The organism is Gluconacetobacter asukensis, assembly GCF_014174375.1.
GTDB lineage: Bacteria > Pseudomonadota > Alphaproteobacteria > Acetobacterales > Acetobacteraceae > Gluconacetobacter > Gluconacetobacter asukensis.
The window spans coordinates 62,397-87,955 of sequence record NZ_JABEQE010000011.1; the positions used below are offsets into that span (position 1 = coordinate 62,397).

Here is a 25,559-nt window from a genome sequence, read left to right on the forward strand (position 1 = left end):
CCTTTGCGTCCTGACGTGGAAGGCAAGGTAGATCAGGAATATTTTCCTTCAAGGATAAATTCTTTTTTCTTTCTTGTCTGACAGGCAGTGCCCGAAATTATGAATCGTACAGAAAACAGAAAGAAATTGATCGTTGTCCTCGGCATGCATCGCAGCGGAACCAGCGCCATAACATGCGGCTTGCAGGCGCTGGGAGTCTCGCTGGGCGACCATCTGATGCCGCCTGCCGGAGATAATGGTAAAGGGTTCTGGGAAGATATCGATATTGTTGCCTTGAATTCCGAGATGCTTGCGGTGCTCGGGTGCAGTTGGCATGCGCTGCGATCCATAACCGATCAGGATGTCGAATTTCTTTGTGCTCACGGGTATATTTCAAAATCAATTCAACTGTTGAATGAAAAAACCGCGAATGCGCCTGTATTCGGTTTCAAGGACCCTCGGACCACGAAACTACTTCCGTTCTGGAAGCGGGTTTTTGAAAAATCATCTTTTGATGTCGAATATATTCTCGCCAGTCGCAATCCTTTGAGCGTTGTCGAGTCTCTTGGAAAAAGGGATCATTTTTCAAGGGAAAAATCATATATGTTGTGGCTTGAATATACCATGACGGCCCTGTGTGCCGTTGGTTCGGGCCGCGCCCTTCCGGTCGATTACGACAGGCTCATATCCTTCCCGGAAGAAGAACTGGAACGTGTTTCGGATTGGCTCGGTCTTCTTCTCATCAGGGAAGAAGTCGAAAGATATTGCCGCGATTTTCTCGAAAAAAGCCTGCGTCATACGCATTTCGATGCCGAGCATGTCTATGCGGACGAGGCGGCGATGCCTTTGGTCAAGGAAGTCTATGCCTTTCTTCTCGACCTGCAGGCCGGGAAAATCCGCCTGGAGGATGGCATGATGTCGGGTCTGTTCCACGAATGGAAAGGCAGGCTCGACCGCATGCAGCCTCTCCTGAAACTGATCGACAGGCAGGAAATTCGGATTTCAAGCGCGCATGAGAAAATTGAATCCTTCGAAAGGAAGGGTCAGATCGTTTCCAGAGCCGTTGGAAAAATAAGGGGACTGGGGAGAAGGACGGAGTTTTTCATCCGTGCGCATTTTCCGTCAGTCTCCTAAAGGAACGAGACGGGATCGATATCGACATCGATCCGCGCGCCGCGTTCCGGTGCTACCCGCTCCAGCCATTGCCGCACGATCGGTTGCAGCGCGATCTCGCGTCGCGCGCGCAGCAGCAGCCGCCGGCGGTGGCGGCCGCGCAGGATGGCCAGGGGGGCCGGCGCCGGGCCCAGGACCTGCATGCCCTCGCCGCGCGGGGCGCTGGCCCCCAGGGCGCGGGCGGTGGCATCGGCGGCTTCCGGCGTGTCGGCACTGACGATCAGCGCTGCCAGGCGCCCGAACGGGGGCCAGAAGCCGGGGTGGCGCTGCTCGGCCTCCTGCCGCATGAAACTGGCAAAATCGCCCGAGACAAGGGCCTGCATCACCGGATGTTCGGTGCAGTAGCTTTGCAGCAGGACCGTGCCCGGCGCCTCGGCGCGGCCTGCGCGGCCGGCGACCTGGTGCAGCAGCTGCACCGTACGTTCCGCCGCGCGCAGGTCGCCGCCGCCCAGCCCCAGATCGGCGTCGACGACGCCGACCAGGGTGAGGTGCGGAAAATGCCAGCCCTTGGCGACGATCTGGGTGCCGATCACCAGATCGACCTCGCGTCGGGCGATCTGCGCCACCGCGTCGGCGGTCGCCGCCGGGCCGGGCAGCGTGTCGCTGGCCATGACCAGAAGCCGGGCGTCGGGGAAGGTGGCGCGGGCTTCCTCGGTGATGCGTTCCACGCCGGGGCCGATCGGGGTCAGGCTGGCTTCGGCATGGCAGGAGGGGCAGGTGGGCGGCGTGGGCTCCTGATAGCCGCAATGATGGCAGGTGATCACCCGGCGCGCGCGATGTTCCACCAGCCAGGCGGTGCAGTTGGGGCATTGCAGGCGATGGCCGCAGGTGCGGCACAGCGTCAGCGGCGCATAGCCGCGGCGGTTGAGGAACAGCATGGCCTGTTCGCCGCGGGCCATCGTCGCCTGCATGGCTTCGGTCAGCACGGGCGACAGGAACAGCCCGCGTTCGGGCGGGTGGGCGCGCATATCCACGGTGCGCACCTCGGGCATGGCCGCCCCGCCATGCCGTGCGGTCAGCGCCAGATGGCGGTAGCGGCCGGCGCCGACATTGGCCAGCGTTTCCAGGCTGGGCGTGGCGGAGACCAGGATGATCGGGGCGTGGTCCATGCGCGCCCGCACCACCGCCATGTCGCGCGCATGGTAGGTCACGCCGTCTTCCTGCTTGAAGGCGCTTTCATGCTCCTCGTCGACGATGATCAGGCCCAGTTCCGCGAAGGGCAGGAACAGGGCCGAGCGTGCGCCCACCACCACGCGGGCGCTGCCCTCGGCCACCGCGTGCCAGGTGACGCGGCGCAGGCGCGGGCTCAGGTCGGAATGCCAGAGCGCGGGCTCGGCCCCGAAGCGCCGGGCGAAGCGGCCGGTCCATTGCGCCGACAGGGCGATTTCCGGCAGCAGCACCAGCACCTGCCGGCCGCGTTCCAGGCAGGCGGCGATGGCTTCCAGATAGATCTCGGTCTTGCCCGATCCGGTGACGCCTTCCAGCAGCGTGACGGAGAAGCCGCCCGTGCCGGCGAGGTCGCGCAGGCTTTGCGCCGCCTCCATCTGGCCGTCACCCAGGGTTGGCGGGCAATGAGCAGGGTCGGGCGCGGCGAATGGGGGCGCGGGTTTCAGCACCACGGCACGCAGCGCGCCGGCATCGGCCAGTCCGCGCACGACGCTGGCGCCCACACCCGCGCGTCGCGCCAGTTCGGCGCCGGGGAGAGGGCCGTCGCTGCTGGAGATGTCCAACACCCGTCGGCGGGCGGGGGTTTCGCGCAGGTCGGGCGGCGGTTCGGCGACGGCCCAGCCCGTTGAAGGGGTAATGGGGGTGGTGGTGGCGGTCCGCAGCGCCATCGCCAGCACCATGCCGGGCGGTGAGAGCGTATAGGCCGCGACCCAGTCGACGAAACGGCGCAGCGCGCCGGGCAGGGGCGGCTGGTCCAGGCGGGCGATCACCGGCTTCAGCCGTCCGTCGGCGACGGGTTTCATCGGCGGGGGGGTGAATTCGGGCGGCAGGGCCGGGGTCGGGTCCCAAACCACGCCGGTCTCGGTCCGGCGGCCCAGCGGCACGCTGACGATGTCGCCCGGTTGCAGGTCGGCCAGCGCGGGTGGCACGGCATAGTCGAACGGGCAGGGAAAGGGCAGCGGCAGCAGCACCGCGACGCGCGGCCGGCCGGCGCTTTCCGGCTTTCGCGCGGGGGGGCGTTTGTCTAGACTCGCGTTTACCATGAGGTTTTTTATCGTCCTGGCCGCCTGCTGTCTTGTCCCGCGATCGGCGCGCGCCGTGCGGCTGCGGCCATGACCGGCGCCGCGTTGCGCGATGCGTTCCTCGACTGGATGCGCGATGAAAAGCGTGCCGCGCTGCTGACGATCACCGCCTATCGGGGCGATCTGGACCGGTTTCTGGCTTTTGTCGGCGCCCATCTGGGCGGCGAGGTGGATCTGGCGATGCTGGACCGGCTGTCCCTGACCGACCTGCGCGCCTGGCTGGCGTCGGAACATGCCGGCGCCCAGCAGGCGAAGGCCGGCCGTCGTGCGGGTAGTGCGGATCGGGCGGCGCGGACCCGGGCCCGGCGAGTGTCGGCCATGCGCTCGTTCTATCGGTATCTGGCGCGGCATCATGGCGTGACCAATCCGGCGCCCGGCCTGCTGGCCGCCCCCCGTTTCCGCGCATCGCTGCCGCGCCCGCTGACGACGGAACAGGCGCTGGAGGTGCCGGACGGGCTGGGTGCCGTCGCCGCCAGCCCGATGGCCGAGCAGCGCGACCGGGCGCTGTTCCTGCTGCTCTATGGCTGCGGCCTGCGTATTTCCGAGGCGCTGGGCCTCGATATCCGGGATCTGGACCAGGCGCTGTCGGCGGGGGGCACGCTGCTGATCCGCGGCAAGGGTGGGCGGGAGCGGCTGGTGCCGATGGTGCCGGCGGTGGCGCGCGCCCTGACGGAATGGCGGGCACGGCACCCCGCACCGCTGGCCGGCGCGCCGCTGTTTCCCGGTGTGCGGGGCGGCCGGCTGCAGCCGGCGGTGGCGCAGCGCGCCATGCGGGTCTGGCGCGACATGGCGGGTCTGCCCGATCATGCGACCCCCCATGCGCTGCGCCATTCCTTTGCCACCCACCTGATGGAAGGGGGCGCGGATCTGCGCGTGATCCAGGACCTGCTGGGCCATGCCAGCCTGTCGACGACCCAGCGCTATACCCAGGCGGACGAGGCGCGGCTGATGCAGGTCTGGGCCGGTGCCCATCCGCGCGCCACAAGGCCCGGCGCGTCGCGGGGTGAGGATACAATAACAACAACGGGAAAGAACGAGCCATGATCATCGCCGCCGGCCGCGCGCCCTATCCGCCGATCGAGCCCTTTCGCAGCGGCTTTCTGGACACCGGCGACGGCCACCGTGTCTATTGGGAATTATGCGGCAATCCGGATGGAATTCCCGTGGTGTTCCTGCATGGCGGCCCCGGTGGCGGATGCACGCCGTCGCACCGGCGCCTGTTCGATCCGGCGCGCTATCGCATCCTGCTGTTCGACCAGCGGGGCTGCGGCCGCTCGACCCCCCATGCCGGGCTGGACAACAACACGACCTGGCATCTGGTGGAGGATATCGAGCGCCTGCGGGTGCTGACCGGCGCGGAGCGCTGGCTGGTCTTCGGTGGCTCCTGGGGCTCGACGCTGGCCCTGGCCTATGCCGAGACCCATCCCGACCGGGTGACGGGGCTGATCCTGCGCGGGATCTTCACGCTGCGGCGGTCCGAACTGCTCTGGTATTATCAGGAGGGCGCATCCTGGCTGTTCCCCGATAAATGGGAACGGTTCCAGGCGCCGATCCCGGTCGCGGAGCGTGGCGACATGATGGCGGCCTATCGCCGCCGCCTGACCGACCCCGACCGGGCGGTGCGCGTCGAGGCCGCCGTGGCCTGGAGCCTGTGGGAGGGCGAGACGCTGACCCTGCGCCCGGCGCCGACGCTCTCCGCCCAGCATGCCGACGAGGAGTATGCGCTGGCCTTCTCGCGGATCGAGAACCATTATTTCGTCCATGGAGGCTGGCTGGACGAAGGGCAGTTGATCCGCGACGTGGAGCGGATACGGCATATTCCGGCGGTGATCGTGCAGGGGCGTTACGATGTCGCCACCCCCATGCGCACGGCGTGGGACCTGCACCGTGCCTGGCCCGAGGCCGATTTCCATCTGGTGGACGATGCCGGCCATGCCGTGTCGGAACCGGGCATCCAGACCGCGTTGCTGGATGCCACCGACCGTTTTGCTGCCGGCTGACGGCGCGCCCCGACTCGCGGCGGCCCGGCGGGCTGGGTTCGCGGCACTGCTGCTGTGCCTGCCGCCGGCAGCCGGGGTGGCGCAGGATCGGGCGCCGGTTGCCTGTGCCGTCACGCGGGTCGCGCGGGTGCCGTTGCGCGATGATGGCGGCTACCTGTCCGTGCCGGTGTCGATTGCCGGCCGGACCGGGCAGGGCGCCTATAGTCTGGTGGTCGATACCGGCGCCGAAGGCGGGCTGGTCAGTGGCCGCGTGGCCGAAGCGCTGGGGCTGGCGCTCGATTCCGGGCGGCGCACCGTGCTGTATGGCACAGGCGGGGCCGGCAGCATGGTCCCGAACGTCCTGATTGACAATCTGCGCCTGGGCCCTGAAGGCGGGCAGGGGCTGGATCTCGGCCCGCTCTCGACGCCCGTGGGCGAGTTGCCGGGGCAGCCGATGATCGCGCCGCCGGTCGCGGGGCTGCTGGGGGGCGACGTGCTGTCGCATTTCGACGTGGAATTCGATGTCGCGGGCGGCTGGTTGTCCCTCTGGCGCATGCAGGGGGATGACGGCGCGTGTCGCGCGGCACCGGCCTGGCGCGGAGCCTATGATACCGTGACGCTGCGGCGGGAGGGCCACAGGGTGGCGGTCGCGGTGGAACTGGACGGGCAGGCCCTGACCGCGCTGGTCGATAGCGGCGCGCGGTCGCGCATCCTCTCGACCGAAGCGGCGGAACGGGCGGGTGTGCCGGAAGAGCGCCTGGCACTCGATCCGGGGGGCGAGACCAGCGGTGTCGACGGCCGGCCGGTGCCGTATCACTGGCATCGTTTCGCCAGCCTGCGCGTGGGGGGTGAAACGGAGCCCGCACCCGTGCTGACGGTCGCGCCGCTGCGCGAGCAGGTGGACATGCTGCTGGGGGCGGACTGGTTCGCCCGGCACGATGTCTGGATATCCTATGCCACCGGCCGGATGTTCACGCGGTCGGCGAAAAAATAGCGGGCATGGCGGGATGTGCCGCCATGCCCGGCCCGGTTCAGCCCTTCAGATGGGCATTGCAGACGCTGTAATAGCCGCCGCCCTTCTGGATCCATTTCAGGCCGCCATTGGCGTTGGTCGCCTTGTTGGTGTTGTACTGGTCCAGGCAGGTGTGCATGCGGGCCTTGCCGGGGCTTTCGCTGGCATATTTGGGCGAAAGCGCGGTGGGCAGTACCGCACTGCCGGCGGCGGCGGTGGCGGCGATGCTGGCAGGGTTCTTGGACGGCGTGACCGGCGCCTGCGGCGGTGCCGCGGTCACCGACGGGGTCGCCTGCTCGGCGGGCGTGGTGGCGGCGGGTGCGGCAGCGGCGGCGGCCGGTGTCGTGTCCGTCGCGCACTGTGCCGCCTTGAAGTCCTTGTAGGTCTGGCCCTTGATTGTGCCGGCTTTCCGCTCGGCATTGAATTTCTTGTAGCAGGCCTGCGCCGGGCTGTCGGCGTGGGCAGCCGGAGCGGCGAACGGGATGGCCGGCGAGGCGAGAAGCAGGGCGGCGGCGATTCGGCCGCGAAGTGCGAGAGCCATGGCTAAGGCGATCCTTTCCGTTTTCGGAATGGCCCGGTGCTGCTTCATGCGGCAGGGCCGTTCAGTCTGGACAGAATCCCATAACATCATGACTTGAATACGGAAAGAAAAAGGCCGAACCGCGTCCGCGGTTCGGCCTGAGAAGGCGGAGCGGACGGATCAGATATTGATCCGCTCGCCATGCTGGGTCATGTCCAGCCCTTCCTGCTCGTCGTCGCGGCTGACGCGCAGGCCGATGACGGCATCGATGATCTTCAGCAGCACGAACGAGACGATCGCGCACCAGACGATGGTGACGCCCACGGCCTCGGCCTGGGAAACGAACTGCGCGAACGAGCCGCTGATGCCGCCGGGGTTGGCGTCGGTGGCCGAGAGCGGGCCATAGGCGAACACGCCGGTCAGCAATGCGCCGATGATGCCGCCGATACCATGCACACCGAACGCGTCCAGACTGTCGTCATAGCCCAGCATGTGCTTGAGCGACGTGGCGGACCAGAAGCAGATCACACCGGCCACCAGCCCGATGATCAGCGCGCTGCCCGGCAGGACGAAGCCCGCCGCCGGCGTAATGGCGACCAGGCCGCCCACCGCGCCGGAAATGATGCCCAGCACGGTCGGCTTGCCGGTGCGGGCCCATTCGGCCAGCATCCAGCCCACGCCGGCAGCGGCGGCGGCGATCTGGGTCGTGGCCATGGCCATGCCTGCGCGCCCGTTGGCGCCGACGGCGGAGCCGGCATTGAAGCCGAACCAGCCCACCCACAGCAGCGACGCGCCGATGACGGCATAGGTCAGGTTGAAGGGCGACAGATCGTCCTGCCCGTAGCCGACGCGCTTGCCCAGCACCAGCGCTGTCACCAGGCCGGCGACACCGGCGTTGATATGCACGACGGTGCCGCCCGCGAAATCGATGGCGCCCAGGCCGGCGACCCAGCCTAGCGGGCTCCACACCCAGTGGGCGATCGGCGAATAGACCAGCAGCGACCACAGGACGGTGAAGACGCACAGGGCGCTGAACTTCATGCGTTCGGCGAACGCGCCGGCGATCAGCGCCGGGGTGATGATGGCGAACGTCATCTGGAACATCATCCAGATGCTCTCGGGGATCGTCATCGTGACCGAGTTGGGGGTGCCCGCGCCCATCGTGAAGCCGATATCGGCGCCCTTGGCGATATGCGCGCCGATGCCGTTCAGCAGGACGCGCGACAGGTCGCCGATATAGGGGGTGCCGGTGCCGAAGGCCAGGCTGTAGCCGGCCACCATCCAGACGACGGTGACGATGCAGCAGATCGCGAAGGACTGCATCAGCGTCGCCAGCACGTTCTTGCGGCGGACCATGCCGGCGTAGAACAGGGCCAGGCCCGGGATCGTCATCATCAGCACCAGCGCGGTGCTGACCAGCATCCATGACGTATCGCCCGTGTCGATCGCGGGCGGGGCGTCGGCGGCGAGGGCGGGGGTGGACAGGCCGACCAGGGAGACAGCCGCCAGAGCCGCGGCGGGCAGGCGGGGCATTGCGCGATAAGCGCCCGAAATGCTCACAGCGCGTCTTCTCCCGTTTCCCGCGTGCGGATGCGGATGACACTGTCGAGGCTGGAGACGAAGATCTTGCCGTCGCCGATCTTGCCGGTGTGGGCGGACTGCAGGATCACGTCCACGACCTGGTCGACGATGTCGTCGGATACCGCGACCTCGATCTTCACCTTCGGCAGGAAGCTGACATGGTATTCCGCACCGCGATAGATTTCGGTCTGCCCTTTCTGGCGGCCGAATCCCTTCACTTCCGAGACGGTCAGCCCCTGGATACCCAGCGGAGTCAGGGATTCCCGAACGTCGTCGAGCTTGAAGGGCTTGATGATGGCTGTGACAAGCTTCATCGCGCCACGTCTCCTTGTTTCATTGTGGTAGTCCGTTTTTCCTGATGCGGAATGATGATCCAAATCGCGATAAGGGCAATACAAAAACCGTGCCAATCACGCACATGGTTGACGGAGCGCAGTGTCTGGTGTGCCTTGCGCCATCGGTGCGCGGTACTATCTGCCTGAATTGTGGGCGGGCGCATCCGAACGGATCACTCTTGTCGGCGGGCCGTCGGGCCGGCACGGCTATCACAGGACCACAGGCATGACCGCAGGCATGACGTCTCCCCCCCAGACCGGCGCCGGGCATGACGATGTGGATGTCTGCATCGTGGGGGCCGGGCCGGTCGGCGCCACGCTGGCCTGCCGGCTGGCGGTGGCGGGTCTGCGCGTGGCCATTGTCGACCGCGCTTCCCTGCCGCCGATGGAAGACCCGGCGTTCGACGGCCGCGCCTATGCCATCGCCGCCGGTCCGCGCCGGCTGCTGGAGGAGGCCGGGGTGTGGGATCTGCTGCCCCTGCAGGCCTGCCCGATCGAGGAGATCCGCGTTTCCGACGGCCGGCCGGGCGAGGCGCCGTCGCCCCTGTTCCTGGAATTCGGGCGGGAGGATGCCGAGCAGCCCTTCGGCTGGATGATCGAGGCGCGGGCGCTGCGTGTGGCGCTGAATCGGGCGCTCTATGCCCACGACCTGATCACGGTGCTGGCGCCCGACGAAGTGACGGTGACCCGCACGGAAGAAGGCGCGCGGGTGCGGACCCACTCGGGCCGGACCTTCGGCGCGCGGCTGGTCGTGGCGGCCGAGGGGCGGCGGTCCGCGCTGCGCGACCAGGCACGGATCGGCATCACCCGCCTGCCTTACCATCAGAGCGGCATCGTCTGCGCTGTGGCGCACGAACACCCGCACAACAACCGCGCGCTGGAACATTTCCTGCCCGCCGGGCCGTTCGCGCAGTTGCCGATGGCCGCGACGCCCGACCATCCGAATCTTTCGGCCATCGTCTGGTCCGAAAGCGACGCACTGGCCCAGCGCATGGTGGGGTTGCCGCACGATGCCTTCGCCCATGAGATCCAGCGCCGCATGGGCGACTGGCTCGGCCGCGTGACGCCGGTCGGGCGGCGCTGGGTCTATCCGCTGTCCGCGCAATATGCCCAGCGTTATTTCGATACGCGGATGGTGCTGGTGGGGGATGCGGCCCACGGCATCCATCCCATCGCCGGGCAGGGGCTGAATCTGGGCTTCCGCGACGTGGCGGCGCTGTCCGACGTGCTGATCGCCGCCCATGCACGGGGCGAGGATGTGGGCGCGCCGTCCCTGCTGCGCCGCTATCAGGCGCGCTGCCGGCCCGCCAACATGCTGATGCTGGCCGCGACCGATATGCTGGAGCGGCTGTTCGGCAACGACAATCCCGTTCTGCGCCGGGCCCGCGACCTCGGCCTGGCCGGGGTGCACCGGATGCCCGCGCTGAGGCGGGCCTTCGTACGCCACGCCATGGGCCTCTGAGCGTGGGCGGACATGCGCGCTGGTGGCGATCCGACGCACGTTTCCTGTGCTCCGGTGCTCACGGCCAATAAGGCCGCTCCGCTCCGGTGCTCGGAAACGCACGCCGGGCGCGGCCCTGCCGGGCCGCTCTCGCTCACCAGCCCACATGTCCGCCCACGCTTGGGATGATGCACTCGTTTCCGCCGCCTCTGGTTAAGGAGGCGGTGCGTTCCCATATGGTTCCTTCTGCTGACAGGACCGGTTTCATGCCTGATATCTCTCCGACTTCGCTGGCCTCGGCCCGGGGCGCGCGCGCCGTGGTCGATCCGACCTTGCTGCCCATCGACCAGGAACGGTTGTGGACCGATATCGCGGCGGGGTGCGAGGGCTGTGACGATCCGCTGGTGCGTGGGTTGCTGGCGACCGGCATCCGCAATCATGCCACCTTCGCCAATGGGCTGGCCGCGCTGATCGGGCGCAAGCTGGGCGACCGGTCGGTGGCCGATGACGCGCTGTCGGAACTGGTGACCGAGGCCTTCGCCGCCGATCCGGAAATCGTCGCCGCCGCCGCCGCCGACCTGGTGGCGATCCGCGAGCGCGATCCGGCGACGGCGAACTACGCGACGCCGTTCCTGTTCTTCAAGGGCTATCACGCGGTGCAGAGCTACCGCGTGGCCCACTGGCTGTGGAACAACGGCCGGCGCTATCTGGCGCTGCATCTGCAAAGCCGCACGTCGGAACTGTTCGCCGTGGATATTCATCCGGCGGCGCGGCTGGGGCGGCGCATCCTGTTCGATCATGGAACGGGGATCGTGATCGGCGAGACCTCGGTGCTGGAAGATGATGTGTCGCTGTTGCAGGGCGTGACGCTGGGCGGCACCGGCAAGAATGTGGGGGATCGCCACCCGAAGGTGCGGCGTGGGGTGCTGATCGGCGCCGGGGCCAAGATCCTGGGCAATATCGAACTGGGCGAGGGCGCCAAGGTCGGCGCCGGGTCGATCGTGCTGGAATCGGTGCCGCCCTTCACCACCGTGGTCGGCAATCCGGCGCGCCCGGTCGGCACGCGCCACAGCGCGCTGCCGGCCTTCACCATGGATCAGATGCTTCCCCCCATCGACTACATGATCTGAAGGCTTGACCGGACATGCGCGCCGGCGGCGACCCGGCGCGCGTTTTCTGGTCAGGCCCTGGCGGCGAGGGCCGGCTGTCCGAGCGCGCCGGTCCGGAAACGCGGATCAGAAATGCAGGTAGGTCCGCTGGACGACCTCCTTCATGGAGAAGAACGTCCTGGTCATGCGAATCCCCGGAAGCGAAACCAGCCAGTCGCCATAGATCGCGTTGAATTCGTCGATCGACGACGCCCGGATCGTGACCAGGTAATCGAATTCACCGGACACGAGGTAGCACGAGACGACCAGCGGGTGATCGCGGATCGCGGCTTCGAATTCCGCGAAGGCCAGCTTGTTCAGTCGGTCCAGGCAGACGCCCATGACGATGACCGCGCTTCGTCCGACCGCGGTCGGGGCGACGTCGGCCCTGAAGCCGGTGATGATGCCGTCCTCGGTCAGGCGCTGTACGCGCCGGAAACAGGTTGCGGTGCTGGTCGCGGCATGGCGCGCCAGGTCGGTGATCGAAATCCGCCCGTCGATGCTGAGAACCCGCAGGATTCGCTTGTCGATTTCGTCTATGTCAAACTGTTTCACTTTTCAGTGATCCAGGAAAAAATGGAAAAATCGTTCATTTTTGTCTCCGCAATAACGCCATCCGTCTTCATTTTGATGAAAAAACGAATGCACCGATCATAACGGACTAGATATGTTTTGCCCTCCTATTTTGAGGGTCTGATATGCAAAAAACTGATGACTTCGGTTTGAAGGCGACGATTCCCGTGCGGGCGGGAGGGGGTGCGCGCCCCGTCGACCGCCGTCGCCGGCTGATGCTGGCAACGGCCCTGGGGGCAATGGCGCTGGCACCTGTGGCGCTCCCGGATGCTCATGCGCAGGCCGCCCCGCCGGCACCGGCCCACGGCACGGGCGCCCCGGCGCGGCATGCGGCCGTAAAGCCGGCGGCGCACCGCGCGCAAGCCGCGGAACCCCGCTCGGCCGAGGCGTTGTCAGTCGTAGGGTCGCACGAGACGTCCCACGGCATGGAGCAAACCATCACGCGCAAGATGCTCAACCGCTTCGTGGCGGGAACCAGTCCGCTTCAGGTCCTGGGGGCGACGACGCCGGGTGTCAGTTTCGCTACGGCGGACGCGCTTGGCCTCGATACCTATGCCAATTCGCTCTACATTCGCGGCTATAATCAGAGCCAGCTGGGCGTCACGCTGGACGGGATTCCCCTGGGCGACCAGGGATTCATCAACACGAACGGTCTGGATATCAACGAGGCCGTCACGCCCGACAACATCGCGCGTATCGACATGTCCCAGGGCGGTGGCGCGCTGGACGTCGCGTCGACCGCGAACCTGGGCGGCGCGCTGCAATATTACACGCAGGACCCGCGCGACACGTTGGGCGCCGATGTCTCGCAAACCTTCGGCAGCAACAATACCTATCGCACGTTCGGGCGGTTCCACAGTGGCGTGCTGAACCAAACCGGCACGAAATTCATGGCGTCCTATGCGCGCACTGACGCGCAGAAATGGAAGGGCCATGGTGACCAGTACGAACAGCAGGCGAATTTCAAGTTCGTTCAGCCCCTGGGCGAGCGTGGGCAGTTGACGGGATTTTTCGATTATTCGGAATTCAACCAGTATAATTATGGAAATATCAGCCTGGAGATCAAACAGAAGCTGGGATCGAGGACGGATTATTTCTATCCGGACTACAAGGGCGCCTATCTGGCCGCGCAGGGCATCTTTCCCGCCGGATGGGACCAGGTGTCCAGCCCCACGGACATTGCGTATTACGACGCCGCGCAGGATCAGCGGAATTATCTGACCGGGCTGAACGGGAATTACGACCTGACATCGCGGCTGCGGCTGAAGAGCGTGCTGTACGCGCAGGTATCCGGCGGGGACTATGAATTCACCAATCCGTACGTGTCGTCGCCCAACGGCGCGCCGATGATCCAGCAGGCCGACCACCAGTGGTTCCGCCGCGTGGGCGGCACGCTGGCGCTGCAATACCGGCTGGGCCATCACGACCTGGAATCCGGCGTCTGGTACGAAAACAACGATTTCACATATTCGCAGCGGCTGTACAGCCAGCCTCTTCTGGGCGAGGGCACGCCGCGCAAGGGCACCGGCCCCTACGAGGATTCGTTCGCAACGCGCTATGGCGTGCAGATGAACACCAACACCTTCCAGTATTATCTTCAGGATGCCTGGCACATCATGCCCAGCCTGCGCCTGCATGCCGGGTTCAAGTCGCTGCTGGTCACGACGGCGGGCGGCGCGTTCGAGAACAACGAGACCTATACCGGGCAGAGCGCGTTGCCCAGCGGCAGCCTGACGACGGCGGGTGCCTTCCTGCCGCATGTCAGCCTGAACTGGACGTTCCTGCGGCATCATGAGCTGTTCTTCGATGTGTCGCGCGACATGCGCGCCTATTCCTATGGCGGGTGGAATTCACCGGTCGCCTGGGGTGTCGACAACCAGACCATTTTCTCGCAGTTGCGCAAGACGCTGAAGCCCGAGAGCACCTGGAATTACCTGATCGGCTATCGCTACAACTCGAAATATGTCGATGGCGTGCTGAACCTGTATCATTCGGATTATTCGAACCGCCTGGCGCCGATTACCAGCGGTACACTGGTCAACGCCAACCAGACCTTCCTGAATGTCGGGTCCATGGCGATGTGGGGTATCGATGCCGGAGTCACCGTCCGGCCCCTGCCGCACTTGGAAATCTTCAACAGCATCAGCTACAATCATTCGACCTACGGTCAGGGAATCTATAATGCAGGGGTCTATTACGATCTGAAGGGCAAGCTGGAAGTCAATTACCCGTCCGTCATGTACAAGTCGAACGTCGCCTATACCTACGGGAACGCGACGCTGAACTTCAACGTGTATTACATGGGACGACGGTATCTGTCCTACATGAACGATACGTCGGTCGACCCGTACTGGAACGCGAACCTGACGGCGTCGTATGATTTCAAGCATGTCCCGCATGTGGCGGATCTGAATTTCTCCCTTGGCATCTACAACCTGTTCAATCAGGAATATATCAGCTCGATCGGCGCCAATCCGATTTCGGGCGACCGGCAGTCCATGTTCGCTGGTGCGCCGCGCCAGTTCTTCGGAACGTTGCGCGCACGATTCTGATGAGTGCGGGAACCGCGCGCTGGATCGCCCCCAGCGCGCACCCAATGATCTGATCACGAATGGGTTTCCAAAGGGCGATTGCCCTTTGGCGGCTCAAGGGCAAAGTCCTCGTTGACGATATCTCGCGCGTTGATCTTGCGGCGCATGGAAAAATGAGGTGGTGCCCGTCGCCCTGGCCAAGTGTAATGATGGACGGTCGATCTGGACATCCCGGCCATCGCACTGAACACTGTGCGGGACAGTGGAATAGGGGCAGGAAAGGGCGGCCGACATGAAGACTGCATCACGGATTGACGGGAAGTGCACCCGGTTCCGGACGGCTCCATTCTGGGCAGCCCTGTCGCTGGGGACCTGGCTGGCAGGCACCGCATCGGGGGCGCTGGCGGCGCAGCCGGTGCTGCTGGAACATGCGACGATCATCGACGGCACCGGCCGGGCACCGCTGGCCGACGGCGCGCTGCTGATCCGAGACGGGCGGATCGTGTCGGTGGGGGCCGCGGGCACCGTGGCGGCGCCGGGGGCGAAACTGGTCGACTTGACCGGGCGGACCATCCTGCCGGGCCTGATTTCCGATCACAGCCATACCGGGCTGGTGAAAGGCACCAAGGACGACAGCGCCAATTACACGCGCGACAATATCCTGGCGCAGTTGAAGCAGTATGAGCGCTATGGCGTGCTGACCGTGGTGTCGCTGGGCCTCAACAAATCGCCGCTGTTCGACCAGTTGCGGCAGGAACAGCATGCGGGGCGCAATCCGGGGGCCGACCTGTTCGGGGTCGATCAGGGGATCGGCGCCCCAGACGGCGTGCCGCCGCAGGGGATGTTCCATCTGGGACCGGACCAGGTCTATCGCCCCACCAGCGTGGCCGAGGCGCAGGCCGCCGTCGATCGCATGGCCGGCGAGGGCACGGATCTGGTGAAGATCTGGGTGGATGATTTCCGCAATGGCGTGCCGGGGGCCAAGGGCTATCCCAAGATCGACCCGGCGATCTATCGCGCGGTGATCGAACGGGCCCATGCCCATGGGCTGCGCGTCGCAGCACATATCCACGATCTGGCCGATGCCAAGGCGCTGGTCAGCGCCGGCGCCGATATCATTGCCCACGGGGTGCGGGACCAGCCGGTCGATACCGATTTCATCATGCTGATGGAACAGAAGGGCGCCTGGTACATCGCCACCCTGGACCTGGATGAGGCGAACTACATCTTCGCCGAACATCCGGAATGGCTGGACGATCCGTTCCTGTCGGCAGGGCTGAATCCCGATCTGCGGGCGCAGTTCGCCGACCCGGCTTGGCGGGCGAAGATCCTGGCAGCCCCCCTGACGGCGGCGGCGAAGAAGGCGCTGGCCCTGAACGAGCGCAATCTGGTCACGCTTTACCGGGCGGGCATCCATATCGGCTTCGGCACCGATTCCGGGGCGTCCGCCACCCGCATCCCCGGCTTTGCCGAACATCGCGAACTCAAGCTGATGGTCTCGGCCGGCCTGACGCCCATGGAGGCGCTGGCAGTGGCGACCGGCAATGCGGCTGCCCTGATGCATCTGGATGACCGGGGGATTCTGCTGCCGGGCCGCTGGGCCGACCTGATGGTGGTCTCGGGCGATCCGGCGGCGGACATCAATGCGGTCGACAGGATCGAGCAGGTCTGGCATCGCGGGGCGCGGACCGAAGGGCCGTTGGTACCCCGCTGATTCCGGCTGCCCCCGCGCGCCGGTTGGCGGGGAGCGCGCGAGGGAGCAGGAGCAGCATGGCCCATATCGTGGTGATAGGCGCCGGACCGGCCGGTCTGGCTGCCGCCGAGGCATTGGCCGCCGGCGGATGTGCCGTGACGGTGGTGGAGCGCATGCCGACCATCGGCCGCAAGATGCTGATGGCCGGCCGGGGCGGGCTGAACCTGACCCATTCCGAACCGCTGGACCGGTTCCTGACCCGCTATGGTGCTGCGCGCCCGTGGCTGGAAGACGCCGTGCGGGCATTTTCCCCCGACGATCTGCGGGCGTGGGCGGCGGCGCTGGGCCAGCCCTGTTTCGTCGGCAGCAGCGGGCGGGTGTTCCCACAGGCGATGAAGGCCTCGCCGTTGCTGCGGGCATGGGGGGCGCGGCTGGCGAAACAGGGGGTGACGATCCTGACACGCCATGACTGGACCGGCTGGGACGGGCCGGGACGGGTGCGTGTGGTCTCGCCGCAGGGGGAGCGCGTGCTGGCCGCCGATGCGGTGGTGCTGGCCTTGGGCGGGGCAAGCTGGGCCCGGCTGGGCGCCGATGGCGCATGGGTTGGCAGGCTGGCCGAGGAGGGGGTGGATCTGGCGCCGTTCCGCCCGGCCAATTGCGGCTTCCGTACCAACTGGAGCGATACGCTGAGCGATCGTTTCGCAGGCACACCGCTGCGGGGTATCGCGCTGACGCCCGAGGGCGGCCCGACCGTGCGGGGCGAGGCGGTGGTGACGGCGCGGGGGCTGGAAGGCGGGGCGGTCTATGCCCTGTCGCCCCTGCTGCGTGACCGGATCGCCGCCGACGGGCAGGCGCGGCTACTGGTGGATCTGCGCCCCGACATGACCGAGGCGGCGCTGGCCGAGCGGCTGGCGCGGGTGCGGGTGCGGGAGAGCCTGTCGAACACGCTGCGCAAGGCGCTGCGCCTGCCACCGGTCGCGGTGGCCTTGCTGCGCGAGGGGCCGGATGCGCCGCCGCGTGACGCGGCGTCGCTGGCGGCCCTGATCAAGGCGGTGCCCGTGACGCTGACGGCGCCCGATTCGCTGGACCGGGCGATCTCCGTGGCCGGCGGGGTGCGGGCCGATGCGGTGGATGCGCGCTTCATGCTGCGGGCGTTGCCCGGTGTGTTCGTGGCGGGCGAGATGCTGGATTGGGAAGCGCCGACCGGCGGTTATCTGTTGCAGGCCTGCTTCGCGACCGGCGTTGCCGCGGCGCGCGGCGTGCTGGACTGGTTGCAGGAGGGGGGCAAGGAACGGTATCCGTCCTGTCCATGACGGTTTCGATCACGATTGGGGATGTGCGGGGTGGCGGCCCGGCGGTCATGGACCTGGCAGAATTGCTGTCCACCCGGCTGCTGGTGCAAGGCAATTCGGGATCGGGCAAGTCCCACCTGCTGCGGCGCCTGCTGGAGCAGTCCGCGACGCTGGTGCAGCAGGCGATCATCGACCCCGAGGGCGATTTCGTCAGCCTGGCGGAACGGTTCGGCCATCTGGTGATCGACGGCGCCACCCATACCGAGGCCGAGTTGCAGGCGGCCGGCGAACGGATGCGCGTGCATCGGGCCTCGGTGGTGCTGAACCTGGAAGGCGCGGATGCCGAGGTGCAGATGCGCCGGGCGGCGGCCTTCCTGGGCGGGATGTTCGAGGTCGGGCGCGAATATTGGTATCCGGTGCTGGTGGTGGTGGACGAGGCGCAGCTTTTCGCCCCCGCCGCCGCGGGCGAGGTGACGGACGAGGCGCGGCGTGCCTCGCTGGGCGCCATGACCAACCTGATGTGCCGCGGGCGCAAGCGCGGGCTGGCGGGCGTGATCGCCACCCAGCGCCTGGCCAAGCTGGCCAAGAACGTGGCCGCCGAGGCGTCGAATTTCCTGATGGGGCGCACCTTCCTCGATATCGACATGATGCGCGCCGCCGATCTGCTGGGTATGGAGCGCCGGCAGGCCGAGAGTTTCCGCGACCTGGAACGGGGATATTTCGTGGCGCTGGGGCCGGCGCTTTATCGCCGGCCGGTGCCGGTGCGCATCGGCGAGGTGGAGACCGAGAGCCGGTCCGCCGGCCCGTCGCTGCTGCCCATGGCGCCGGCCGCGCCGCCCGAGGATATTCGCGACCTGATCCTGGCCAGACTGCCGGAACGCGAGAGCCTGCCGAGGCCGGCCCGGCCGGCCGCCCCGCCGCCGCCCGATATTCTGGCACAGCTTGCCGCCCATGCGGCCTCGGCGGCCGTGGAGGCAGAGGCGGAGGCACCGGTGGTGGAAACGCCGGCCGACAAGGCCGAGCAGCGCCGGCGTTTCCTGGCGATCCTGACCGAAATCCTGCGTGACGAGGATGCCGGCTTCCGCCCGCCGCCCGTGCTGTACCAGGATTTCCTCGTCCGCTGCCGGATCGAGGGCATGGGGCGCGAGGCATTGGACATGCCGCGTTTCCGCCGGCTGCTGGCGACCGCGCGGGCCGGTGTGGATGCCGAGACCGCCGAATCCGACCGCTGGATGCAGGCGGAACGTATGGCCGCCCCGCTGCCGGAGGATGTGCGCAGCATTTTCCTGCTGATCGCCCGCGCCGCGATGGAAGGCGAACCCTGCCCATCGGACGCAGCAGTCGCGCGCGTTTACGGCACTCATTCGCTGGGTCGCGCCCGCCGCCAGCTGACCTATCTGGAAGAGCAGAACGTCATTGTCCTGCGCGTGGATGGCATGGGGCGGCGGAGTGCCGCCGTGATCGGGCCGGGATGGGAAACCGCGCCCGCCGACCCTAACGAGGCAGCATAGCAGAGCCCTGCACAGCGCAGCCGGGTTCCTGTTATAACAATAACGTGTGGAATTTCCCGCATGCCGGCTCTATATTCGGAGAAAGATAGCCATTGATGTCTTAACCGCTCGACGACCGAGATGGGCTATGCCAGGAGCGGTGCTGAATGGTGGGACCTGCGCGTCCGTGGATGACGATCGGCAGATCATTAACAAAATGGCGTCCTTTCCGCGAAGCGGAACAGTCGCACGGGGCCGGCCTGGTCCTGATTCTTCTTGCCCTGTTCACCGGTCTCGTTGCGATCACCCGTTTTCTTATCGAGGATAATGACGGGTTTTCGGTCTTCTGGCCCGCCAACGCGGTGATGCTCGTCGCCCTGCTGATCCTGCCCGAGGCACGGGCCCTGGCTGTGATCGGTGCCTGTGGCGCGATCAATCTGTGCATCAATTATGATGCGGGGTGGACAAATGGCGAGGCTATTCAGGCCTGTCTGCTGAATGTCGTGCAGGTGGCCATTGCCGCCCCGCTGACGCGGCGCTTCTGCGGCGCCCGGACGGATCTGGCGCGTCTGCCGCGTTTCGTCGCGTTTTCGATCATCGCCGTCGCCTCGTCCGCGATCGAGGGCGGGCTGGGCGTCCTGGGTGATCGTTTCATCATGGGGGACCCCGACCCCCTGCTCAGGGACTGGATGCAATGGACGGCGTGCGACGCGCTTGGCCTGATCATCGCAACGCCGGGCGTCATGTACCTGGTCCGGAATGCGCGTGGAGATGACGATCCCCGGCGCAGCCTGTCGATGTTCCTTGCCCTCCTGTGCCTGGCTGTCACGATCGCCAGCTTCATATGGGGGCGTTCGCCGCTGCTGCTGTTCAGCTATCCGCTCCTCACCCTGGTTGCATTCCGGGCGAGGCCGGTATGGACGTCGGTCACCGTCTTCGCCGTGGCGGTCTGCGCGGCGGCGTTCACGCGGCGGGAATGGGGGCCTATTGCGCTCTTTTCAGGGGACGATGTCCACATGCACCAGTTTGCGGTGCAGGCCTATCTGGTGTCGCTTGTCCTCACCGTCCTGCCCGCGAATGTATCGGTCGATGAAAACCGGCGTTATCTGAGGCGCATGCTCTTCGTGCAGGAGCGGCTGCGGCATGCATCGTCGCATGATGACCTGACGTCGGCCCTGAACCGGCGGACCTTCGAGCCCGCGGTCGAGGCCCGGATGAGGCTTTCCGCGACGGGGGCCTTGCTGATCGTCGATCTGGACCATTTCAAGCAGATCAACGATACGTTCGGCCACAGCATGGGTGATGAAGTGCTGCGGGTTTTCACGCAGCGCCTCATCCGGATGCTCCGGGACGTGGACGGGCTGGTCGCCCGGTATGGCGGGGATGAGTTCGTGGCGTTCACATCCGGCGTCCGCTCGGCGCCGGAACTGGAAGCGCTGTGCAGCCGGATCTGTCACGAACTGGCTTTGCCCTACGACATGCCGGTGGTGGGTGGGGCGGTGACGGCCAGTATCGGGGCGGCCCTGTCCGGGCCGGGGGCGCAGAATTTCAAGGACCTGATACGGCGGGCCGATCTCGCGCTTTACAAGACCAAGGCGGCCGGTCGGAACGGTTACACGCTCCTCGCCTGACAATGAAAACGATGTGCGGATGAGGCGGGTCCGGGCCGAGGCTCTCGGGATGTGGCCAGGGGGCATGGCTCATTTCCATATCCAGGTCATGCCAGCGGGCCATGGCGATCAGGCCATTGGTCTCCGCAACCGGCCCTTCTCTGCGCCGCCTATGTCGCTTCCAGAAAACCCTGTCCGGTCGCCGTCAGCACCACGGCGCCGGGCATCCCGACATCCAGATGGCCCATGCGCAATCCGGGCCGCGCCAATCCGTTGGACGCGATTCGCAGGTTCGGGCTATGCTGGGTGCGCAATGAAAACAGACGACAGGCTGGACTCCCCGATCGCCGCAATGTGCCGCGAGAAGGGCATGAAACTGACCGGGCAGCGGCGCACGATCGCGCACGTCCTGTCCGAATCCGACGACCATCCCGATGTCGAGGAACTCTATCGCCGGGCTACGGCGGTCGATCCGCGCATCTCCATCGCAACAGTATACCGCACGGTCCGGCTGTTCGAGGAAAACGGCATCCTGCGCCGGCGGGATTTCGGTGGCGGCCGCGCGCGGTACGAGACGACCGATCATGGTGATCATTTCCATCTGATCGATGTCGACACCGGTAACGTCATGGAGTTCGACGACGAGGAACTGAAGGCGCTTCTGGCCGGAATCGGCGCCCGGATGGGCTACGAGATCGCGACGACCCGCCTGGAGCTTTATGGGCGCCGGCTGAAGAAAAAGGATCGATAAACGATCGGGTCCCCGGCCGGTGCCGATATTTTCAAACAGGTTCGCAGGCGGGGTGGTGCCTCGATAATCCCGCCGTGCGCGCATGGATTTCGGCGTCCGCGCTGACGCCCCCGCCTCGGTGAGGTCAGGGGGCCTTCATTCTTCGTATTGCAATTGCGATGCGGTCGCAATAATGATTGGACGTCCACGGGACATCCGGCAGTTGCCCGACCGTCGATTTCCCAACCCGTTCCCGTGGAAACTGCAGGCGGCATCGATGGCGCGCTTTTGCCCTCCGATGCCGCTGGTCTCTTTTCGCCTCATGACGGGAAGCTGTTGACGATGAGCGAGACAATCGGTTGCGACGCCTCCTGGCACCTCACGCACTCGCAGCCGCCGCTGCTGGTGGATTATTTCGACCCCGGCCGGGGCTTTGCTGGGCAGATCAATATGCTCGTCAGCCGGTTTCAGACCGTCCAGGCTGTGTGCCAGGGCGGTGAGGGGCCCGTGCGCCTGACGGAACTGCGCAATGAACTGGCCTTTCACCTGGTGAAGATGTCGCGCTGGTGGGGGTTCGATTTCTGCCCTCTCGGCCTGACCGGCGTGCGGAATCCGCTGTTCATGAGCTATGTGAAGGCGCATGCGGCCCGTTCGATCGAGGATGAAGCGCTGCTGGATCTCTTTACCATGCAGCAGCATATGCATGCGGGCGATCCGGGGCATATCCTGGTTCTGGGCAAGGACCCGGGCAGCACTGGCGCGCTGTCGATTTTCTATGGTCTCGACGGCCAGAAATCCTTTCGGTTCACGACCGGGGCAAAGGGGGCGACGATCGAATGGCGTCGCCACAGTTACCCTGATTTTGTCAGCGCGTGGCTGGCGGCATGGACCTGTCATTGTCCGGCTGGCCATGTCTGCGCGAATATGCGCGAGCATCTGGCTGCCGAGCGTGAACATGGCTGGGCGCAGAGCTGGCACCGGCGGCATTTTCATCGCACGGGAGGAAACCTGCTTGTCCGGCTCTATCTGGATGCGATGAGCCAGCTTTCGGCGTGTCAGTCCCGTTTCGGCCGGGCGGAGTTTGAATCCATCGTGAACGCCATTGCCTTCAAGATGGTGCGGCACGCGGTCGAGCGGCGGATTTCCCTTGCTGCCCTGCTTGAGGAAGGCGGTTCGCGGCAGATGAGCCAGCGCGTTGTCGCTGTCGTCAGGCAGCGGGCGCGCCTGTATGTCGGCCGATCGATCGATTCGCTTCAGCGCCCGAAACTGGCGGCCCTGATCGAGCAGTGCCTCCCATGATCCATGACAGCCTCACCGGCGGGAGGGGGGAGGGCATCAGATCGGCAGTGCGGCCTTGTCGGGATCGACCCAGCGTGATCGTGCGTCGGGGCTGAATAAGGTTTCCCGATTCCAGTAGGCGAGTAACCAGTCGCTTCTGCCGGGAGGTCCGGCCATCAGAGCGTCCAGGACGCAAAAAAGCGGCGTATTGGGCGGGTGGGTTTCGAGGAAGGACTTCGCGGTGCGCATCGAGGCGATTGTGATCGTTTCGTGATAGCCGCTGGAGGACGCATTGGCGGTTCCGGTTGCCGTATTATAGGCGCGGATAAGACCGCGCATGACGGCAAGTTCCGCGCATTCGGGCCGATGACGCAGCAACCAGAGGGCGGCGGCGAAATGCGCCGCATGCGTCCATTCGGCCTTGGGCAGGTTTCCACTCAGGAAACTCGCCACGAGGTCGTCGATCTCGGTGTCGTCGGTATAGGTCGTCATGGCTGCATGCTTTTGGGGGCTCGTCTGGCAATGTGCGCCGGTGGCGCGTCCTGCGGAGGCTTTCCGTTGTTTCAATGTCCGGCCGCTGTCCAGCCCTGCCTTCAGGCTGTCCCAGGCAAGGCCGACCGGCAAATGAAACTCTTTTGAAAAGATCACCGCCGGTTATCCGGCGGCCTCCCGGTTGCACGAAAGCTCTTACGCTCTGTTCCTGGCCCTGTATTCTGCGAGATTCGCAGTGCTGGCCAGCCGGAAACGACTGACGAGTTGTGTCAGTTTGTCCGTCTCGCCTGCCAGGCGGCGGGACGCGGTGCGGGAATGTTCGGCAACGGCGGCATTGCGCTGCGTCACCTGATCCATGTTGCCGACAGTGATGTTGATTTCGGTCAGGGTGGCGGACTGTTCCTGCGCCGCCGTCAGGATCTGATTTAGATTGTCGCTGATCTGAGCGATGAAGCTGGAAATATCCTGAAGCGCCTTTCCGGTTTCGGTGACGCGCCGCGAACCGGTCCGGATGTCTGCCGTCGTGGTCTTGACCAGGGTGCCGATCTCTTTCGCTGCCTGGGCGCAGCGCAGCGACAGTGCCCGCACTTCGCTGGCGACGACGGCGAAACCCTTGCCCGCGTCTCCGGCCCGGGCAGCCTCGACGGCGGCGTTGAGGGCCAGGATATTGGTCTGGAACGCGATGACGTCGATCGTCTCGACAATGGCGACGATCTGCTTGGAACTCTCCTCGATCCTCAGCATGGCCGTCTGCGTCTGCTGCATGATGTCGGAAGAACTGCTGGCGGACCCGCGCGCCTGCAGGCCGACCTTCTGTGCGTCGCTGATCTGCTGGACGGAGCTGCTGACGCTTTCGGTAATTTCGTTGACCGCGGCGGCAGTTTCCTCCAGCGACGCGGCCTGCTGCTCCGTCCGCTCGGCCAGGGTTTCGGCCTCCGTCGCAAGTTGCGCGGTGCCCTTGCTGATGCTGCGGCCCGTGCCGGCGATTGCGGACAGGGCCTCGGCGAGCTGGTGCACCGACTGGTTGAAATTCTGCCGCAGGGGCTCGAACTCGGGCGGCAGGGGATTATCGATCTGGCAGGACAGGTCGCCCCTGGCCAGATTGTCCAGCCCTTCTCCCATGGTCCGGATGACGTTGTTGATGTTCCGGATCTTGGTTTCTTCTTCCTGCCTCGTCTTCTTCTGGAGCTGCTCGTGCTGGTCACGGGCTTCCGCCGCGCGGGCCTCGGCCTCCCTGCTTTTCAGGAGCGTCTTGCGAAAACCTTCCAGCCCCTGGGCGACCATGCCGATCTCGTCGCCCCGTTGCGTCCCGGAAACCTGGTTATCATATTTGCCTCGGGTAAGGTCGGAAACCGTGCCGAGCAGGTTGCGGAACGGCGCCTTGATCAATTTTCCCGAGATGAAATAGACGACGAGCACGGAAAGGATCATCAGCAGCACGCCTGAAATCATCAGGGCGATGACGTTGTTCTTCACCGGTGCGTCCAGCGCGGCGCGGGGGATGTCGACGACGAGGGTCCAGACATTGCTGAAGCCCGGGATCTGGAAGGGGACCAGGACCCGTTCCTGCTCCCCGTCATGAAAGCCGCGGATGATCCGCACCTTGCGGCTGGAAATCGCCTGCGACAGTTCGGCCTTTCCGTCGTCCTTGTAGGGCTGGAGCAGGCGCTTCTTGTCGGGATGCGAGATCCAGACCATGTCTTCGGACAGGAGCGAAATGCTGTTGCTGCCGAAGACGTCGGAATTGCCGAGAAGGGTGACGATCCAGTCAAGCGGGGTATCGATCCCGGTAACGCCGATCTTCTTGCCGTCGAAGGTGACCGGATAGGAAAAGGAGACCATCTCCACCCCGCTGCCCTCGTCGATATAGGGCTCGGTCAGGATGCCGGTTCCACGCTCCATCGGCAGTGTGAACCAGGTCTGGCTGTAATGTTCGTCGACGGCATTGAAATCGATCGAACCGTCCGGCTTGCGCACATAATAAGGATTGAGGATGCCGTGGCTGTTGGTCCCCGGGGCATTGAATGCCTTCTGGCCGTCGAACCCCCCGGGTATTTCCTCCATCCAGACGGCATAGAGGTTGGGGGAGCGGATCTCGGCCTCGCGGAGCAGGCTGACGATTTCGGCCCGGCTGGCCGTTCCGGCCTTGTGGATTGCTTCTACGGCCACCGAATTGGCGCGTGCGATGTCGTTCTGGTCCAGCAATCGCCGTGTGATCTGGTCGACCAGGATCTGGCTGCGGGATGTTGCTTCGGAAAAAACGCTTTTCTCGACTTGGGACTTCATCATCCATGCCGATATCGTCACCGCCATTGCCTGTATGGTGATGAAGGCGAGCCCGCATATCAGAACAATTCGGGCGGACAGGCTGTTCCATAAACGGCGTTCTGAATGACCTGACATAAAAGGCACTATCCTTAATTTGGCTCTCATGACCTTCGATGGGAGAGAAA

At 65.6% G+C, this 25,559-nt stretch carries 20 protein-coding genes; 13 read left to right on the forward strand and 7 right to left on the reverse strand.

All coding sequences use genetic code 11. The features are described 5' to 3' along the window. Nucleotides 1-99: 99 nt before the first annotated feature. Nucleotides 100-1,113, forward strand: a complete 1,014-nt coding sequence (locus HLH35_RS13150) for a sulfotransferase family protein (RefSeq protein WP_182979568.1) — start codon at nt 100-102, stop codon at nt 1,111-1,113. On the opposite strand, the gene HLH35_RS13155 is transcribed toward HLH35_RS13150, so the two are convergent. Beyond that, nucleotides 1,110-3,362: a primosomal protein N' gene (locus tag HLH35_RS13155; RefSeq protein WP_182979569.1), complete on the reverse strand. Its 2,253-nt coding sequence runs from the start codon at nt 3,360-3,362 to the stop codon at nt 1,110-1,112. The two genes, HLH35_RS13150 and HLH35_RS13155, sit on opposite strands and share 4 nt — an antisense overlap. A 69-nt stretch (nt 3,363-3,431) precedes the next feature. Here HLH35_RS13155 and HLH35_RS13160 point away from each other — a divergent pair, with 69 nt between their 5' ends. Genes HLH35_RS13160 through HLH35_RS13170 form a run of 3 tightly spaced genes read left to right on the forward strand, consistent with a single transcriptional unit; the run spans nt 3,432 to nt 6,374 of the window. Continuing rightward, on the forward strand, nt 3,432-4,445 hold the full coding sequence (locus tag HLH35_RS13160; protein ID WP_182979570.1) for a tyrosine recombinase XerC: 1,014 nt from the start codon (nt 3,432-3,434) through the stop codon (nt 4,443-4,445). Further along, a complete protein-coding gene (gene pip / locus HLH35_RS13165; RefSeq protein WP_182979571.1) occupies nt 4,442-5,401 on the forward strand; it encodes a prolyl aminopeptidase in 960 nt (319 codons plus the stop codon). The genes HLH35_RS13160 and pip overlap by 4 nt, the downstream gene beginning before the upstream one ends. Further along, nucleotides 5,373-6,374: a retroviral-like aspartic protease family protein gene (locus HLH35_RS13170; RefSeq protein WP_182979572.1), complete on the forward strand. Its 1,002-nt coding sequence runs from the start codon at nt 5,373-5,375 to the stop codon at nt 6,372-6,374. Before pip ends, HLH35_RS13170 begins: the two co-directional genes overlap by 29 nt. A gap of 37 nt (nt 6,375-6,411) precedes the next feature. On the opposite strand, the gene HLH35_RS13175 is transcribed toward HLH35_RS13170, so the two are convergent. The 3 genes from HLH35_RS13175 to glnK form a co-directional block, all read right to left on the reverse strand. Beyond that, complete coding sequence (locus HLH35_RS13175; RefSeq protein ID WP_182979573.1) at nt 6,412-6,933, reverse strand: hypothetical protein; 522 nt, start codon at nt 6,931-6,933, stop codon at nt 6,412-6,414. A gap of 159 nt (nt 6,934-7,092) precedes the next feature. Beyond that, nucleotides 7,093-8,445, reverse strand: a complete 1,353-nt coding sequence (locus HLH35_RS13180; protein ID WP_182979628.1) for an ammonium transporter — start codon at nt 8,443-8,445, stop codon at nt 7,093-7,095. Nucleotides 8,446-8,468: 23 nt separating this feature from the next. Further along, the gene (gene glnK, locus HLH35_RS13185; RefSeq protein WP_012226274.1) at nt 8,469-8,807 is read right to left on the reverse strand and encodes a P-II family nitrogen regulator; all 339 of its coding nucleotides are present in this window, start codon (nt 8,805-8,807) and stop codon (nt 8,469-8,471) included. A 247-nt stretch (nt 8,808-9,054) separates the two neighbouring features. On the opposite strand from glnK, the gene HLH35_RS13190 reads away from it, so the two are divergent. Together HLH35_RS13190 and cysE are read left to right on the forward strand one after the other, a co-directional pair. Beyond that, nucleotides 9,055-10,290 carry a UbiH/UbiF/VisC/COQ6 family ubiquinone biosynthesis hydroxylase gene (locus HLH35_RS13190; protein ID WP_182979574.1) on the forward strand — a complete coding sequence of 412 codons (1,236 nt, stop codon included), beginning with the start codon at nt 9,055-9,057 and terminating at the stop codon, nt 10,288-10,290. 245 nt (nt 10,291-10,535) lie between these two features. Continuing rightward, nucleotides 10,536-11,399 carry a serine O-acetyltransferase gene (gene cysE / locus HLH35_RS13195; protein ID WP_182979575.1) on the forward strand — a complete coding sequence of 288 codons (864 nt, stop codon included), beginning with the start codon at nt 10,536-10,538 and terminating at the stop codon, nt 11,397-11,399. A 105-nt stretch (nt 11,400-11,504) separates the two neighbouring features. Here the strand turns inward: cysE and HLH35_RS20315 are convergent, their stop codons facing one another. After that, a complete protein-coding gene (locus HLH35_RS20315) occupies nt 11,505-11,972 on the reverse strand; it encodes an Lrp/AsnC ligand binding domain-containing protein (protein ID WP_182979576.1) in 468 nt (155 codons plus the stop codon). Nucleotides 11,973-12,115: 143 nt separating this feature from the next. On the opposite strand from HLH35_RS20315, the gene HLH35_RS13205 reads away from it, so the two are divergent. The 7 genes from HLH35_RS13205 to HLH35_RS13235 all read left to right on the forward strand — a co-directional run bounded on the left by HLH35_RS13205 (nt 12,116) and on the right by HLH35_RS13235 (nt 22,635). Continuing rightward, entirely contained in the window at nt 12,116-14,542 is a 2,427-nt protein-coding gene (locus HLH35_RS13205; protein ID WP_246385072.1) for a TonB-dependent receptor domain-containing protein, read from the forward strand. A 271-nt stretch (nt 14,543-14,813) separates the two neighbouring features. Continuing rightward, nucleotides 14,814-16,235, forward strand: coding sequence for an amidohydrolase family protein (locus tag HLH35_RS13210; RefSeq protein ID WP_182979577.1), 1,422 nt, complete (start codon nt 14,814-14,816; stop codon nt 16,233-16,235). A 56-nt stretch (nt 16,236-16,291) separates the two neighbouring features. Beyond that, nucleotides 16,292-17,527 carry a TIGR03862 family flavoprotein gene (locus HLH35_RS13215; protein WP_182979578.1) on the forward strand — a complete coding sequence of 412 codons (1,236 nt, stop codon included), beginning with the start codon at nt 16,292-16,294 and terminating at the stop codon, nt 17,525-17,527. Beyond that, nucleotides 17,524-19,017: an ATP-binding protein gene (locus HLH35_RS13220; protein ID WP_182979579.1), complete on the forward strand. Its 1,494-nt coding sequence runs from the start codon at nt 17,524-17,526 to the stop codon at nt 19,015-19,017. Before HLH35_RS13215 ends, HLH35_RS13220 begins: the two co-directional genes overlap by 4 nt. Before the next feature lie 146 nt (nt 19,018-19,163). Further along, nucleotides 19,164-20,627, forward strand: a complete 1,464-nt coding sequence (locus HLH35_RS13225; RefSeq protein ID WP_182979580.1) for a sensor domain-containing diguanylate cyclase — start codon at nt 19,164-19,166, stop codon at nt 20,625-20,627. A gap of 292 nt (nt 20,628-20,919) precedes the next feature. Beyond that, nucleotides 20,920-21,357 (forward strand): Fur family transcriptional regulator, encoded by a 438-nt coding sequence (locus tag HLH35_RS13230; RefSeq protein WP_182979581.1) that lies wholly within the window; start codon nt 20,920-20,922, stop codon nt 21,355-21,357. 321 nt (nt 21,358-21,678) lie between these two features. Continuing rightward, the gene (locus HLH35_RS13235) at nt 21,679-22,635 is read left to right on the forward strand and encodes a hypothetical protein (RefSeq protein ID WP_182979582.1); all 957 of its coding nucleotides are present in this window, start codon (nt 21,679-21,681) and stop codon (nt 22,633-22,635) included. Nucleotides 22,636-22,671: 36 nt separating this feature from the next. Here HLH35_RS13235 and HLH35_RS19960 read toward each other — a convergent pair whose 3' ends face one another. Both HLH35_RS19960 and HLH35_RS13245 read right to left on the reverse strand, forming a co-directional pair. Continuing rightward, nucleotides 22,672-23,262, reverse strand: a complete 591-nt coding sequence (locus HLH35_RS19960) for a hypothetical protein (protein WP_246385073.1) — start codon at nt 23,260-23,262, stop codon at nt 22,672-22,674. A 39-nt stretch (nt 23,263-23,301) separates the two neighbouring features. Then, nucleotides 23,302-25,395, reverse strand: a complete 2,094-nt coding sequence (locus tag HLH35_RS13245) for a methyl-accepting chemotaxis protein (RefSeq protein WP_182979583.1) — start codon at nt 25,393-25,395, stop codon at nt 23,302-23,304. Nucleotides 25,396-25,559 lie beyond the last annotated feature (164 nt).